At 50.3% G+C, this 16332-nt stretch carries 11 protein-coding genes; 6 read left to right on the top strand and 5 right to left on the bottom strand.

From position 1 onward, the window contains the following. Nucleotides 1-19 precede the first annotated feature (19 nt). Nucleotides 20-1249, bottom strand: coding sequence for an FAD/NAD(P)-binding oxidoreductase (locus D082_RS09950; protein ID WP_028947816.1), 1230 nt, complete (start codon nucleotides 1247-1249; stop codon nucleotides 20-22). A gap of 178 nt (nucleotides 1250-1427) precedes the next feature. Between D082_RS09950 and D082_RS09945 the strand changes: the two genes are divergently transcribed. Continuing rightward, nucleotides 1428-2204, top strand: a complete 777-nt coding sequence (locus D082_RS09945; protein WP_028947817.1) for a TIGR00297 family protein — start codon at nucleotides 1428-1430, stop codon at nucleotides 2202-2204. A 32-nt stretch (nucleotides 2205-2236) separates the two neighbouring features. Further along, complete coding sequence (gene ruvA / locus D082_RS09940; RefSeq protein WP_028947818.1) at nucleotides 2237-2872, top strand: Holliday junction branch migration protein RuvA; 636 nt, start codon at nucleotides 2237-2239, stop codon at nucleotides 2870-2872. Here ruvA and mscL read toward each other — a convergent pair. Next, entirely contained in the window at nucleotides 2866-3303 is a 438-nt protein-coding gene (gene mscL / locus D082_RS09935; protein ID WP_028947819.1) for a large conductance mechanosensitive channel protein MscL, read from the bottom strand. The genes ruvA and mscL overlap by 7 nt on opposite strands. A 126-nt stretch (nucleotides 3304-3429) precedes the next feature. On the opposite strand from mscL, the gene D082_RS09930 reads away from it, so the two are divergent. From D082_RS09930 to D082_RS09915, 4 genes are all read left to right on the top strand, one after another. After that, nucleotides 3430-4800, top strand: coding sequence for an AAA-like domain-containing protein (locus D082_RS09930; RefSeq protein WP_028947820.1), 1371 nt, complete (start codon nucleotides 3430-3432; stop codon nucleotides 4798-4800). 148 nt (nucleotides 4801-4948) lie between these two features. Then, a complete protein-coding gene (locus tag D082_RS09925) occupies nucleotides 4949-10885 on the top strand; it encodes a translocation/assembly module TamB domain-containing protein (protein ID WP_028947821.1) in 5937 nt (1978 codons plus the stop codon). Nucleotides 10886-11169: 284 nt separating this feature from the next. Then, on the top strand, nucleotides 11170-11619 hold the full coding sequence (locus D082_RS09920; RefSeq protein ID WP_081857638.1) for a hypothetical protein: 450 nt from the start codon (nucleotides 11170-11172) through the stop codon (nucleotides 11617-11619). A 293-nt stretch (nucleotides 11620-11912) separates the two neighbouring features. Then, nucleotides 11913-13400 carry a hypothetical protein gene (locus D082_RS09915; RefSeq protein ID WP_028947822.1) on the top strand — a complete coding sequence of 496 codons (1488 nt, stop codon included), beginning with the start codon at nucleotides 11913-11915 and terminating at the stop codon, nucleotides 13398-13400. Between the two features lie 26 nt (nucleotides 13401-13426). Here the strand turns inward: D082_RS09915 and D082_RS18745 are convergent, their stop codons facing one another. From D082_RS18745 to D082_RS09905, 3 genes are all read right to left on the bottom strand, one after another. Then, the gene (locus tag D082_RS18745) at nucleotides 13427-13579 is read right to left on the bottom strand and encodes a hypothetical protein (protein WP_193386658.1); all 153 of its coding nucleotides are present in this window, start codon (nucleotides 13577-13579) and stop codon (nucleotides 13427-13429) included. Nucleotides 13580-13670: 91 nt separating this feature from the next. Beyond that, entirely contained in the window at nucleotides 13671-14384 is a 714-nt protein-coding gene (locus D082_RS09910) for a potassium channel family protein (protein ID WP_028947823.1), read from the bottom strand. 29 nt (nucleotides 14385-14413) lie between these two features. Then, on the bottom strand, nucleotides 14414-16084 hold the full coding sequence (locus D082_RS09905; protein ID WP_028947824.1) for a SulP family inorganic anion transporter: 1671 nt from the start codon (nucleotides 16082-16084) through the stop codon (nucleotides 14414-14416). Between the last annotated feature and the right edge of the window lie 248 nt (nucleotides 16085-16332).

Below are 16332 nucleotides of genomic sequence, written 5' to 3'. Positions count from 1 at the left end.
AGCAACCCATCCACTGGGCTTAGGATTTACCCAAAAGGGGCTTCCATTTGTCCGGTTCAAAGGCTTCCCCCTTCAACATCCGGTTCCAGTACAGCCAGGGCAAGACGTAGCGTTTCACTAGCCACATACTCCATCGCTCCTGGGTAGGGTCAAAGGGGAAACTGGATTTGGGCTGACCATCATAGTCAAACTCCGCCATGATGGTTTTGCCGTAGCCGGTGACCAAGGGACAGCAGGTGTAACCGCCGTATTGTTCCGCTGGTTTTTTATTGTTCAACAGTGCCAAAAGATTGGTCGCCACCACGGGAGCCTGTTTCCGCACCGCCGCCGCTGTCCGGGAAGTGGGCAGGGAAGAAGCATCGCCCAAGCTAAATACGTTGCCGTAGCGATTATGTTGCAGGGTGAATTTGTCCACATCAACCCAACCGCCGTTTTCCGCCGCTAAGGGGCTGTTTTTAATGAAATCAGGGGCTGACATCGGGGGCGCCACATGAATTATGTCGTAGGGGATGGTAACTTCCGTTTCGCCGTTTACGGTGAAGGTAGCTTCCTTTGCATCGGGGTTAATGGCTTTCAAATTATGGTGATAGCGCACATCAATATTCTTCTTGGCCGCCACCTTTTCCAAGGATTCGCAGTAGCCGGGAATGCCGAAGATTTTTCCCACCGCTACCCCGTAGGTAATATTGGTTTTTTCCCGCACGCCATTTTTGCGGAAGGTTTCATCGGCCAAATACATTATTTTTTGGGGTGCACCGGCACATTTAATCGGGGTGGCCGGAAAAGTGAACAGGGCATTGCCGCCTTTAAAGTTTTGCAACAGTTCCCAGGTGTAGGGGGCATAACGGCGATCGTAGTTGCTTGTAACACTATTTTTACCAAGGGATTCCTGCAGCCCGGGAATCAGATGCCAATTAATTTGAATGCCGGGACAAACCACCAGATATTCGTAGCTGAGACTGCGGCCGTCCTGGAGGGTGAGACAATTATTTTCCGGGTCGAAACTGGCCACGCTGGCTTTGATCCATTTAGCGCCGCTGGGAATGCAATCCTGCTCCGGTTTGATGGTGTCTTCCATGGCGAAGGTTCCGCCCCCCACTAGGGTCCAGGCGGGTTGGTAATAGTGTTTATCGCAGGGTTCTACGATCGCCAGGTCGAGTTTAGGTTGCTGTTTTAATAATTGGGCCGCCACGGTGATGCCGGCCGCTCCTCCCCCAACAACGATAATTTGATGGTTCAATGCACTCATGGTGTTTGGCTAAAATCCGATAAATCTCATTTGCGTCAGACTGTTTTGGCACAGTTCAATCTTTATTCTGCCCTAGGGCCCGGCCCCCGGAAAAAATTTAGCCCCTTTTTCTGGCGATCGCCGTCTAATTTCCTTGACTTTTGCCCTTGGTACCATGGACGTTTTTCGGCTTATTTCTATGGATGATTCCCTGCTCAGTGAAATTTGGCGGCAAAGTCTGACTTTTCCCTGGCTTAGCGCTGTTATTCTCAACAGTTTTTTGCTAGCTTTAGCGGCGATCGCCCCGAAGAAGCTTTTAACTGCCGCTGGTTACGGCCATGCCTGGGGACTGGGGGTAATCATTTGGGCGGCCCTAGGCTGGCGGGGCTACTTGGTGGTTTTAGCCTACTTTTTCGTGGGTTCCGCCGTTACCCGCATTGGTCAAAAGGAAAAAGAAGCCGCGGGCATTGCCGAAAAAAGATCCGGCCAACGGGGTCCAGAAAATGTTTGGGGTTCTGCCTTAATCGCTGCCCTCTGTGCCCTGGCGATCGCCTTTGGGCCGGAAGCGGGGCAACCCTGGTTAGCGTTGGGTTACGTGGCTAGCTTTAGCACTAAGCTATCGGACACCACCGCCAGCGAAGTGGGCAAGGCCTACGGTAAAAGCACCTTTTTAATCACCACTCTGCAACCGGTTCCCAGGGGAACGGAGGGGGCCGTGAGTTTGGAAGGAACGATGGCGGGGTTTATGGCGGGGTTGGCCCTGGCAATTTTGGGGTACGGCGTGGGTCTAATTTCCGTCGGGGGAATAATTTTTTCCACCCTGGCCGCTTTCATTGCCACCAATCTGGAGAGCGTAATTGGCGCAACTTTGCAAAATAAATGGCCTTGGCTGACCAATGAAGTAGTTAACGGCATTAACACTTTCCTCGGTGCGGCGATCGCCATTGCCATGCAAGCCACAGCCCAGTTGATTTGACTCTGAACTAACTGATTTAACTCTGAACTAGGATGATCCAATTTCTCCAGGGCCAGGTTGTTGCCGTTACCAAAAATATCCAGAACCGTTGGTTTTTAATTCTCTCCGTTAATGGGGTGGGTTATGAGTTGCAAGTGCCCCATTCTTTAGCGCAACAATGGACCCCGCTCCCACCGGAACCGCAACAGATTTTTACTTACCTCTTAGTGCGTCAGGATCAACTTGCTTTATTTGGTTTTGCTCGCCTGGCGGAAAGGGATTTATTTGGACAACTAATGGGGGTAACCGGCATTGGCGCCCAGTTGGCGATCGCCTTAATTGAAACGTTGGGCTTTGAGGGCTTAGTGCAGGCGGTAGTAACGGCCAATATTAAACAATTGTGCCAAACGCCGGGGGTCGGTAAAAAGGGAGCGGAAAGGTTAGCCCTGGAACTAAAAACGAAGTTATCCCAATGGCACAAGTTACAGATGGAGGACAGTGAGATAAATCAGCAAAGACCCCAAACGGCACTATTGGATGACCTGGAAATGACCCTGCTGGCCCTAGGTTACACCCAAACGGAAATCCAGCAGGCGATCGCCATGGTTAGTCAGTGGCCTGATGTGGCCCAGAGCGAAGATCCCGAGGTGTGGATCCGCCGGGCGATCGGTTGGTTAAGCGATCATTGAGGTGACGATTGCTGACTTTCTAAAGTAGCAATTAAACGATTAATGGAGTCAGTTAAATTGGTTTGGGCTTCCACCACGGGATCCGGTTCTGCTTCCGCCACAATTTCTTCTTCCACTGCTTTTTTGCGCTGCATTTTTTCGATGGCTTTAATAATCAGGAAAATGACAAAAGCAACGATTAAAAAGTTAACCACTGCAATGACGAATTCTCCTAAACCCAAGGGCAAATCCTGGAGTTGATTCACACCGGCTCGTTCCAGTACTGGTTGCAGTAAAACCCCCATTAACCAGGCCACAAAAGCATTGACAATGTTGGTAAAAGCTCCACCAATTACTACGGCTACGGCCAGATCTACTACATTGCCCCGCAGGATAAAATCTTTGAAGTCCCGCCAGAATCCACCGGCCCCTTGCCGTCCACTTTTAGCCATGGGTTTAACTCCTCTTTTGTACTAAAATATTCTTAATTAGTCAGTGGTATCATAGCAGTTTTCAGCGCTACCATTAAATGGCTTGAGCGAAAGCCCGGCCCCTAATTACCGAGACCATATTTGTCGATGAAACCAACTGGTTGGAACCAATTTTTACTGGACATTACCCACGACTACAATCTGCGAGGCAAGCTAAAAGAGGTGTTTTTGGCCCGCTTTGCCTACGAACATTGGCGCAAGTCCGACCTGGAAGTATGGGAGATTGCTGAGGCCGCCAGCCATGAAACCTACAAAAAACAAATGACCCAAATTTATGGGGCTTTTGCCAACGATAAACCCAATGGTTGCCCGGAATTGGACGCTAGTAGTCGTGGCCCAGGTAAATTTCAACTACTCAGAGATTGGTTTAAAGAAGTCAAGTATCCCCAATGGCAAAGCGAACAATTTTCCCTTGGGGTCAATAGCCTTGCCCCAGCTTTGGCCGTCGGCCGTGGCAATGGTTTCGGGGATAACTCCATCTATATTTTGCGCTTGCCCACAGAACAACAATGCCTGGAGGAAATTACCCGGGGTGGAGCATTATTGCGGATTAAAGCCCCTGAGAAAATGGGCAAAACTTCCCTCCTACAATTTTTGCTGGCAGAGGTAGAAGCAACAGGCGATCGCCATGTTTATCTCAATCTACACACGGCCGAAACGGCCATGTTTAGTAGTTTAGATAAATTTCTGCGCTGGTTCTGTGCCAACTTGAGTAGGGAATTGGGCATTAAACCTAATTTGGATGACTATTGGGATGAAGAATTATTTGGTAGTTTAGTTAGTTGCAAAACCTACGTACAGGATTATTTACTTAGTCAAACAGAACGAGCTTTGGTGCTGGCCATTGACAACCTAGACCGTCTATTTGAATTTCCAGTTATTGCCCAGGATTTTCTACCGATGCTGCGCTATTGGCACGAAGAAAGTAATAACTTATCCCAGTGGCAAAAGCTGCGTTTAATTATTGCCAATTCCACCGAAGCTTATGTGAAGCTAGATGCCAACCAATCCCCTTTTAATGTAGGTCGCCAATGGAAATTAACCGGCTTTACTAAAGAGCAAATTTTACAGCTCAAAGCAGCCTATGGTTTTGATGACAGTCAAGTCGACGAAGAACAATTATTAACCCTCGGCAAATTGGTGGGCGGCCACCCGTATTTAATTCGTTTGGCGTTGGATGCGGTGCAAAAAACCAGCGTTGACCTGGGGGCAATTTTGGCCAACGCAGTGACCCAGAGCGGTATTTATAGTAACCATCTCCGTCGTCTGTGGGGCTTGCTGACGGGGGTTCCGGATTTAGCGGCTAGCATGAAGCAGGTGGTGAACAGTGAAAATCCGGTGCAGTTAGACCCCCCCATCGCCTACCGTTTGGAAAGCATGGGCCTGGTGACCCTCGGTGGCGATCAATGTAGTGCCAGTTGCCCCCTTTACCAGCGCTACTTCCATGAACAGCTTTAAACTTTAGTTGAACTCTAGTTAACTGAACCACTGGCTAACTTTTTCCGTTCTCTGCTGGGGCAGAAACTAACCATCCCGGGTCACGGTCTAGGCCGTTTAGACCCCATGGTCAGTGAGTTATGAACTGAGTTGATTTTGCCAAGTGCCCATGACTAACAATCCTTCCCCTAACAGTGCGGGGGCGATCGCCAAATTGAAACGTTGGCTAACTAGACCCAGTACCTTGATTACCCTGGGGGGGTTGACGGTGGCGGGTACAGGCCTCTATCTAGGGGGGCAACACTTGGCCTATCGAGAAGCATCCCCATTTTTAGAGTCGGAATTATCCAGGTTGTTGGGGCGGCCGGTGGACATTGGCCCGGTGGAAGATTTTCGCTTACTGGGGGTACGGCTGGGGGCTTCTTCCCTACCCCGGACAGTTGATGATGCCACGGCGATCGCCATTGAAGCCATTGAGATAGATGTCAATCCCCTTCCTTTCCTGGTGGGACAACCGGTGGAAGTTAGTACCACCATCGTTAATCCCCAGGTCACCCTAGAACAACAACCTACGGGGTCATGGACCACGATTAAGTTACCGGAGGGGGACAAATCCTTTTCCCTGCCTCTGGACCTGACAGTGGCGGTTAATTTGGAAAATGCCCAATTGCAACTGTTACCCCAAGGATTGCAACAACCAGTACAAGTTAAGGTGGCCGGCCAAGGGGGTTATCAATACCAACGCCAAGGCGATCGCCAAACCGTTAGCTATGACTTGGGGGTGCAATCGTTGGGCAGTGACCTCGAGGCCCAGGGCCAAACGGTGCTCAACACGGGGAAAAGTCAAACCAATGTCACTATTAATCGCCTCGATTTACCAGCTTTAGCTGGCCTATTACCTCCTTTACCAGTGGCCTTGGAAACCGGAGAAATTTCCGGCCAGGTACAGGGCAGTTTACCCGGTTGGCGACAGTGGTCAGCGTTACAAACTCTTGGCAATGTCGAGTTGAAGCAACTGCAAGCCCGCATTGATAAGGTTAAAGCTCCTTTGCAAGTGGGTTTAGACCTAGGGTTTACCGGGCAAAAGTTGCAAATTAACCAGGGTTTGATCAACCTCGGCCCCCTCAATGCCGCTCTCCAGGGCACCATTGATTGGCGATCGGGCTACGATCTGCAATTCACCACTAAGGCCATTGACGCCGCCGCTTTCCTAGATACCATTGCGGTGCCCCTACCTTTAACCATCACAGGAACAGTGCAGGCCCAGGGACAATTGCAAGGTACCCTCACCAGCCCTCGCATCCAGGGCCAGCTAACCAGTGTGGCTGCGTTAACCGTGGACCGAGTTCCTTTGGAGCGTCTGGGGATTAATTTCCAGGCTGATCTAGATCAAATTGCTTTAGCCAATGTCAGTGTTCAACCCACCAGCGGAGGACAAATCCAAGCCCGGGTGCAGGCCCCATGGAAACTGCGCCAATTATTAACCCCAGAAGCAGACCAATGGCAGTGGCAAACCATTCCCGTTGCCGGGCAAGTCTCCGGGGCGATCACCACCATGGCTTTATTAAATACCTATGACCTGAATTTGCAACAGGTGGAAATTGGCAACCTGGGTTTTTCGGGCCAGGCGGGGGGCACTTTAGGCAATCCCCGGTTCAATGTGCAATGGCAAACCATCAAAGGCGATCGCCAGGGTCGTTTGAATGTGGGCAGTCGCGGCCAAGCTAATTTAGTCGGCCCCCAATTGACCTTAACTGGAGCGGAGATAAACACCAACGAAGGCTCTTTCAACGTGGAGGGCCAGGCCAATTTTGCCCAGGATCGTTGGCAGGCCCGCTGGAACACAACCCAGTTTCCCCTGCAACCCTTTCTGCAAACCCTCTGTGGCTTGGAAAAGAGCAATTTTTGTCTACCCCGACTGGCGGCCCAACCCCTCACCCTCCGCCAGGGCCAAGGCAATGTAAGTGGGGAAATTTTCACTTTTAACCCCAACCGTTGGCAGGGCAATGCCGAACTGCAATTAACCAGTAACCAACAAACCGCCACCATCAATGCCAACCTCCAAGGGGGCCAAATCCAGGCCGAGGTGGAAGCCCGCAATGTGGCCGTTAATAATTACTTACCTGCTTTAGCCGCTCCGGTGGCCCTAAGCCAACTCACCGCCCAAAGCCAATTACCGTTAGCTCCTTTGCTGGATGGCCAATTACCCCTGGGACAAATAGAGGGTCGTACCCAATTCACGGCCCTAGTGGAAGATCGCCAAGTTACGGCCAGTGCTCAACTGACGGGGGGCACAGTGCAAACCAATGCCAATCTAGGGTCTGTTTCTCTCAATGCCTTTTTGCCGGAGTTGCCGGTGGCGGCCAGATTGAACAACGGGGAAATCCAAGCCCAAGCCTTTGTGGGGGACATTAATAGCTGGCAAGCTTTACGGAACTTTGACCTCAACCGTCTCCAAGGCCAAGGACAGTTAAACCTCAGCGTTGCCGATGGCCCCGTGGCGGTGAACGGTTCTTTGCTCAATGGCAATCTAGCGGCGATCGCCAATGTGGGGGCCATTCCCCTCAACGCCCTAGCGCCGCAAATTCCTGTACCGGCCGAAGTGCAAAGGGGTCGAATCTCCCTGGGAGCAAACTTAGCGGATCTGTGGCAAAGGGAACCGGATCTGAGCAGAGTAGAGGCGATCGCCAATGTGGATCTGCGGGTGGCGGGGGGCTCCGTGACCAGTGTCAGCGCCCTGAAAAACTTAGCCTGGCAAAGTCGACTCACCGCGAAAGATATTAATCTCAATCCCGTTCTGGCTCAATACGGCGGCAGTGATGGAATTTCCCTCGCGCCGGTGGAGGGGGAAGTTAGGCTGGCGGGCAACTTCGGCAATGTATTTACCAATGGGGCAAATTTAGACACAATCCCCGTCACAGTACAACAAGCCTTGTTCCGGAGTGGAGAGCAAACCGTCTCCGCCCAGGGCAAGGTGAGTGTGGGCAATTTTAACCAAAGGCTCGCATTGACCAATGTCAACCTCAATGTCCGCAATGGCTTAAGTTTTGGCCAACTGCCCGTTAATGCCCTGTTAACTCAACTACCTTTGGCACCGGAATTCCGACCCCAAGCTTTGGCCCTGGAGGGCAATAGTCAATTTACCGGCCAATTAACAGGACGCAATGTCACAGGGTTGGGAGATTTAAAACTAGCTGGTAATTTAGCGGTCAGTAATTTAACGGTCAATGGTTTTGGCTTTGAACCCCAATTGCAGGGTCCCCTATCGGTCCAGTTAAACAAGAATGTTCTGATCGATCTCCAGGGGGAAACCGATCGCCTAGCGGTGAATCTCAAACCTTGCCGGGGCAATTGCCTATTCCCCTATCTCCCCACCAGCTTTAACCTGCGCCAAGCCTATGGCCGGGAGCAACCAATCCTCGCCCAGGGCAAACTCAACGGCGATCGTCTGGCCATGGAAGTGGAGGATTTTCCCCTCGCCCTCTTGGACCTCCAGCCCGGCCTACGGTATCAAATTCCTGGACAACTGGACGGCAACTTTAATGGTGACCTAGTGGTTAACCTCCGCAATGGCAATGGCCAAGGCAATTTAGCCATCGATGCCGTCAGTCTTGGCACCACGGCGATCGGTCAGGTTACAGCGGCCTTGAACTACCAAAATCAAACTCTGCAACTTAAACAAGGCCAAGTCAAAACCCCCATTGGCCTATATCAAGCCCAGGGTTCCCTCAACTTTAAAACTGAAGCTATCCAAGCTAGGGTAAACGTCAAGGACGGGGAAATTGCCCCTTTGTTATCAGCGGCCAATATTTCTGACGTTGGCTCCCTACTACGGCTAACGGGTTTGGACTCCCCGGCCAAAGGCCCCGCTGACACCATTGGCCCCCTCAGTTTGGGTAATTCCGATGGAGCATTGGAAAATCAACTCAACCTCCTCTACGTCATTGACCAACGCATCATTGCCCTAGCCCAGCAGTACGAACGGGGAGGTGTGCCCACCCAATTAAATATTCAGGGGAATTTCGATGCCAACCTTGATCTGGGGGGAACCCTCAGGGATCCTTCCCTAGAACTAAAAGTGCAAGGTAACCATTGGAGTTGGTATCCCCAGGCTCCTTTCCCCAACATAGTTCCCCCCATTGGTTTGGTGATGAATCAAACCCGCTTCTTGCCCATTGAACAATTTCAACTCAACGCTCAATTTGCCGATGGTCGCTTGGCCCTTCTGCCCTCCTTTGTGCAGATCCGAGAATCCCGCCTCGGTGCTGAGGGGATTGTCTCCCTAGAAAAAAGCGAACTGCAATGGTCTGTCAAAGATTTCAATCTGAATAACCTGGACTCCTTTGTGGAAATTTCCCCTGTCTTTGGGGCCCGCCTTAATGCCCAGGGAAGCATTGCCTTAACGGCCACTGGCCCTGCACTATCAGGACAATTTAACCTTGATCAAATTAACCTCAATGCTCGCTCAGTGCCGGAAGAGGTGGGAGGCAGATTTGATTACCAAAACAATTTATTGCAATTGGTGACATCGGAAACATCCCCTCTCTACCTACGGGCAGATATTCCTTTTTATTGGAATCCCCAGGAAGCTAGAGCGGCGGAAGGCCCCAACACCTTCCGGGCTGAATTCAAAATTCCCCCCAATTCCTTGGAGTTGTTGGACGTAGTCAGCCAAGAACAATTGGTTTGGCTTGGTGGAGAAGGAGCCGCAGATCTGAAAGTGGAAGGGGAAATTGACCAAAATAATGGCATTGGCATCACTGATCTCCGGGCCCTGGGCAAGGTGAGCCTTAATGGAGCGCAGATTAAAAGTGCTGCCCTGCCTACACCGGTACAGGTAGACGGGGAAATCCTTTTTGATAACACCACGATCGCCATTGAACAATTAACAGGACAACTGGATCAGAGCCGCATTGAGGTGGCGGGGGTGTTGCCCCTATTTGAGCCCCAGCCGGGTTTGGAAAATCCGCTACAGGTGAGCATTAAGCCCACTAATATCACTATTCCCAATCTCTACCAGGGTAATTTAGCCGGGTTTGTCACCGTACAGGGCTCTGCCCTTGCCCCCAGTTTGACGGGGGACGTTGCCCTGGCCAACGGCCGGTTTTTTGTGCCAGACCGGAGCTTAGAAAATCAACCGAGCCGCATTGCGGAGTTACGCACCAGCCTAGGTTGGTTCAAGGGCACGAGGCGATCGCCAATGGTGGAACCCAAGTTAAATAATCTGCGTATCACCCTGGATAATTTGTATATCGAACAGGAACCCCTCTACGTTTTTAACTTTGGCGGTGGGCTAACAGTTAATGGTCCCCTGACCAACTTCGATGATTTACGGGCCGATGGCACCATCAACCTCGACCGGGGGAGGGTCAGCTTTTTTGACACCCGTTTTTTGCTCGATCGCCGGGCCCCCAACACGATTACGTTTTATTCCGACGAGGAGTTAATTAATCCCAGTTTGAACATCGCCATGCGTACCATTGTGTCGGACTTGCCCCAGTCGGCCCGCATGCGCTCCCAGGAAACCAATGAGTATCCCGATGATAGTCTGAACCAAATTGAACGGATTGATGTGCGCCTGACCATTGACGGCAGTTTGAGCCAGATTTTGCCCAATATTAATCCCCGCTACAGCGCTGTTTGTGACCCCACTGTTACTTTTCGACCGCTGACAGGGGTGGGTAGTTTCGATGAATTTCAGCTAGACCGCCTTTCCCGTTGTCTACAAATTTTAGCGGCCCAGGGGGTGCAAAATGAGCAAATTTTCAGTAATCCAGCCCTGAGTCTCACCAGTAGCCCTCCCCGGACGGAGGGGGAAATTGTCCGCCTATTGGGGGAACAGGTCATTGTCTTAGTGGATGCACTCCAGGGGAAAAACTCCAGCCAGTTGTTGCAAGTGGGCATTACCCAATTAGCTATCCCCATGATTTTCCAAGGTTTGGTTTATGATGTGGAAACCGCCATCAGCGACAAAATCAAAAGCACCGATTTCCGGGTGGTGCCCTTCCTAGAAGCGATTTATGAGGTGGAAGATAAGGGTTATATGCGTTTCACCTACGACTACAATTTCAGCCAGTTCATCATTCGCTATGAGAAACAGTTCTAAAACTGGCCCCCTAGAAGGTGGAGGATATTTTTTGCTAAGGTGGGGCAAATTTAGGTTTTGATGGTCTGGTGGTTTCCAAAAAAATGGGACATTTCGATTCCCAGCTAATCCAAATCACCAATTTTTAACTTCCTAGAGGACATTTGAGAAGCCCCCCTGGCCCCTAATTATGGGGAAAACCTAAGTCTAATTCCTCCCGTATCGGGGGATTTAGGGACAAACCTGGACTTTTCAGATATCCTCGTTAACCCATACTTCCAAATTGTGTTAGGAGAATTAGTCCCATGTGTGTTGGTTGCTTTGTTGTTTCTGCTTTCACCCTCTTTATGCCCGCCACGGAGACTCCCCTACCCGATGGACTAAGCATTGATGCCATGCCTCCTGCCTTGGAGCAAACCCAGGCGATCGCCGGTCCCATGGCCGAGCAGGCGGAACTGAAACAGTTGCAGGTGGCCATTGGGGAAATGGTGGCCGCTTTTCCCGCTAATACTGAGGGACAAATATTAAAAACTAAGTTCGCTGGGCTGGAGCAACAACTACAGGCAGCGGATGACTTGGACGAGGCTAACAATATTCTGGACGAAGGTTTTGAAGAAATTAAACAAAAAATCCTCGCTTCTCCCCAAGCGGACGCTTTAATCAGTCTGATGTATGAAATTCGGGAAGCCCAGTTTGAACGGCTCCAGGTTTTTGCCCCCACCATCCCCGGCCGGCAAAATGGTTGGCTGAGTTGATTTAGAGTTGATCTAATTGATCCGATGGCAAGCCTTCCCATTCGGTCTTACGTCATTGCGCCATCCCCATTAGCCCATTGAGATGACCCGGATCACCCACTGATTGTGATCTGGGTCACAGGTTGTCGCAACCTGGGCAACTACAATGGAAATCGAGTGGTAGTTGCATTCGTTCGTTTGGGGCTAGGCAATGGGTACCCTTTTCCTGAATTAGTGAAGGTTTTTTGGCCCACATAAGTCCCCTGCCACCGTTGGTTATTTTTACTTTTACTAGGGATTGAAGGGTGACTGATATGAAACCTCGTTTTATCTTAGATTTTCTCAGTGTCGGCACGAAAAAAAGCCCTGCTGGCTTTGCCCTGCCCCTAGTGATTATGGCAGGGTTGGTCATTACCGTAGCCGCGGCGGCGATCGCCATGAAGGGCATGAATGATCAAAATCAGGTAACAGCCCAAAAAGCTAAAAACTCCAGTCGGGAAGCCGCAGAAACCGGCATTGAGAGAATCAAAGCAACGATGGTTAGTTCCCCTGCGGCCCGCTATATGGCTTTGTACAACTCCAGTCAATGGAATAACCTACTCAATAATGATGGCAGTGTTAACTCTTCAGCTAACGCCACCCTGGCCGCTACCCTTACCAACTACCTAACGGAACTGGCCAAACAGACAAAAGAATTCACCTGTACGGGAAATACTGCCACGGCAATGACCGCATTACAGGGCAAACTTGTGCCGTTCAAAAACACGGTAACCCAAGCTTCATTACCAATCCAATCAGACCTTTCCTATCGGCTAGTTAGCTATGAGTATGGCGGCACCCAGGGGGTGTTATCTACTACCCCTCAGACCGGCACCTTGACCATTGAAGGTTTTTCTTCCACTGGTACCACCTCCGGCACAAGACTCCGGGTACAGATTCCCATATCCAGCAATCCTTCCCAACGCCAAGATCTCGGGCCCACTATTCCCGGATTGTGGATGAAGGAGCAAGGTTTGGCCAATGGTACAGAACCAGCCCCTCCCTTTTCCAATAATTCCCTGGGGAACCAAAGATACGATGCTGACGTGGTTTTCAATGACTGCACCGACACGATTAACCAGCAGTACATGGACTTTGTCAATGACAAAACTCCCAACTCTCCAATTTTAGTGGGAGACAAAAAAGCATATAAGGCTTCTTTTCCTATGCCTGCAGTTCCCCCTCAGCCAACTATCCCCAGTGGTCAAGTTTTCAGTGGGATCAACGGCACAATGACTCTGCCGAGAAGGAACGCCGCTGGTGTAATTACCGACAGCCCCATCGACGGAGTGTACTATTACAGAGTCAACGGTGACATCAATTTGAGTGGAAGCAGTACTTTGACCATTACCCCCGGCCAAAAGGTAGTTATTTATCTAAACGGCAATATCGTCCGGGGAACCAACATTGCCCACAGTTGCACCGGCGTCACTGGCTGTACTCCCAGTAATTTTCGTATTTATGGTATTAGTACTGCCACGGATCCGGAACTTTGTTTGAATGGATCTGATATAGTTAATGGCTTTATTCTTGCTCCTAACTACAAAGCTGGCGTTAACGGTAACGGCAAATTTGTAGGCAGTCTTTGGGTAAAAAGTTGGGGCAAAATTAGCAATTGTGGTTCTAGCGGCAATCAAGTTGTGCTAGAGCAAAATGAAACCTGGGATAAGCTACCCCCTGAACTTCAACCGATGAAAATGTCCACCCCAGCTTTACAGAAAGTGACCAGTTGGCAAGAACTTGAAGTTTCCCAGGCCCAATAGACAACTAGACTCAAAAAATTAACGGCCTAATAGTCACTATCTGCCACGCAAATTCCTTTGCACTTAATGCCGTTGCTAGCAGTGCGGCGACAGTGGGGGCAAAGGATCGGTTCCGACTCCGGTGCTGGGGCAGATGGGCTTTGGTGATCGCCGGAGTGGGCATTTGGTGGGGCAACCATGGGGAGTGGAATTAGCGATTTTGCTGGGGTGTTCTTCCCCCTATTGTGCCAAGGGATCAGTTTTCTCGCATACTTTGCCTGGAAAAAACCATCAATCGGCCCGGCTGTCGTCCGAGGATTGCGGATGTTGGTTCATATCCGTGGTGTAAAGACTGACCAGGCGAGCAACGAAAATCACTGAATACATTTGTCCGATAATGGCTTCCATGTTGGAGAGTCCCATAGCAATGGAGTCGGTGGGGGTTATGTCGCCATAGCCCAAAGTAGTCAGGGTCGTAAAACTGAAATAGAGCAAAATAAAATTATTGATGCCATCGTTTTGTAGGCCATCAAAATTACTGGGGGAGATGATGTAGGCGATGCGATAGAGCAAAAACCACAAAATTCCGATCAGTAGATAAACGCTAATCGCGCCAAGCAAGATATTTTGATCGACTTTGTGGGCTTTATTCAACTGTTGACTGATCGTGACTATGGCTGCACCGAGAAAAACGGCATAAACTATGTCCGCCAAGGTAAACAACTTTTGGGAAATAATCGGACTACTGATCAGTAAGGTCAATAGGTCACAACCAAGGGCGATCGCCAGCAGCCCCCGCAAACAATGTTTCCACTGGGGGGTAATGGCCAGATTATTTACCATCACCAAAATGGTAACCGTTAGCAGAAGGGAAGTAATAATCCCCTCCAGGGCTGTTTGCACAAAGGAAGTGAAAATCAGCAATAAAACAATTGACCAAAACAGATTGCGATAATGCCAGTTATCAAGATTTTTCTGTCGATATTTGCCAAATTTGCCAAACATAAATCCCTAGCTCCATGGCCACTAAGCACCTAATCAACATTGATGCAGGCGGCGGCCATTTGTAAAGCCAACAAACGACTTTCCAAGCGATGATGGGGTGACAATTGGCCCAACACCGGCAACTGTTGCAATCGAGCTTGCACCTGGCCCTTGGCCCCCACCAAAAAAACTTCCCTTTGTTTGGCCAACGCATCCTTGAGCATGGTTTCGATCGCCAACAGGGCAGTGATACCGAGACGAGGCACTGTGGCTAGGTCCAGGATGAGCACGTCGTAATTTTCCACAATGGCTAGCCGACGGGCAATGGATTTAGCCGCCCCAAAGCTCATGGGGCCACTGAGATGGAACATAAAAATGCGCCCATTGGCTTCCCGCAAAATTTGCTGTTCTTCTTCCAAAAGCCAGTCTTCTCCATCGGCTCGGGTCACGCTTTTAATGGAATCGAGTTGAAGATCGGTCAAATTTTTCACAGTAAATAAATTCGCGACAAACACCCCCACCGCCACTGCAGTAATCAAATCCACAAACACCGTCAACCCCAACACCAGATACATTAACCCTGCTCCCTTGGTGGAAAGCTGGTGAGCCCGCTTGAGAAAACTCCAATCGACAATGTCAATGCCCACTTTGATCAGAATGCCGGCCAAAACAGCGTGGGGAATAGGTTCCGTTAACTGTCCTGCTTTGAGAACGATAATGAGTAAAATCAACGCATGAATCATCCCGGCGATCGGAGTCCTGCCACCGGAATTGATATTGATCACCGTCCGCATGGTGGCCCCAGCCCCAGGTAAACCACCACATAAACCAGAGATAAAATTGCCAATGCCCTGCCCTACCAATTCCCGATCCGAATCGTGATGACTACGACTAATGTTGTCTGCCACTAGGGAAGTCAGCAAAGAGTCCAGGGAACCTAACACCGCCAGCATGATGCTGTAAAGCAACATTTGTTGCAAACTGCCCCAACTGAGATAGGGCAAATGGAGACTGGGCAGACCGGAAGGAATTTCGCCAATGCGGGGCAAAGGTACATGCCCGAAAAAAATAACTGAAATTACCGTTCCCAGCACCAGGGCAATGAGGGGAGCAGGCAAAATCCGGTTAATACGGGGTGGGGAAAAAAAGACGATGGCCAGGGCCACTAAGCCTAAACCCAGGGCGGCAAAGTTGACATCACTGAGATAAGTGGGAATTGCTTGCAGGGAAGCCACCACACCCGGGGCTGTTTGGTGTCCCAATAGAGGGGCAATTTGCAAAATCACGATGATCACGCCAATGCCGGACATAAAACCAGAAATGACGGTGTAGGGCATAAAGGTAATGTATTTACCCAAACCGAGTAGCCCCAAAACCACCTGGAAAATGCCACCGAACATCACCACCGTTAGGGCCATAGCCCAACTATTTTCTGGATTACTGGCGGTTAAATTGGCAAAAGTTGAAGCTATTACCACCGTCATCGGTCCCGTTGGGCCACTAATTTGGGCTGGCGTTCCCCCAAACAGAGCAGCGAAAAATCCTGTACAAATAGCTCCGTACAATCCTGCCATGGGCCCAGCTCCGGAAGCGACCCCAAAAGCCAGGGCTAAGGGTAAGGCCACGATCGCCGCTGTGATGCCACCGAAAATATCCCCCCGCAGATTATCGAAACGAAGCCCATGGACAAAACGGGTGGGGGAAAGTAGGGTAGTAGCCATGGAAAGGGAGGGAAAATTGCATTGATGTTGCTAATGGTCAGCATAGACCAGGGTCATAAATCTGGAACCGGCAACCATCAGCATTTCCGGACAGGAATTAAGTTCTATCCTCATCCATATTCCCCATTCCCCATTTCTAAGGGAACGTTTGACAAGGGACCCTAATTTGGATAGAAAATCGAAGAAGATACCCCGACCCCGGTATTTCGGTCGCTTTAGTGGGGAGATTTGAGGGGCGGATCTAAACT

This window comes from Synechocystis sp. PCC 6714 (genome assembly GCF_000478825.2).
Lineage (GTDB): Bacteria > Cyanobacteriota > Cyanobacteriia > Cyanobacteriales > Microcystaceae > Synechocystis.
The sequence above is the reverse complement of the archived record's forward strand: the minus strand, read 5'-3'. Positions and strand labels throughout refer to the sequence as shown.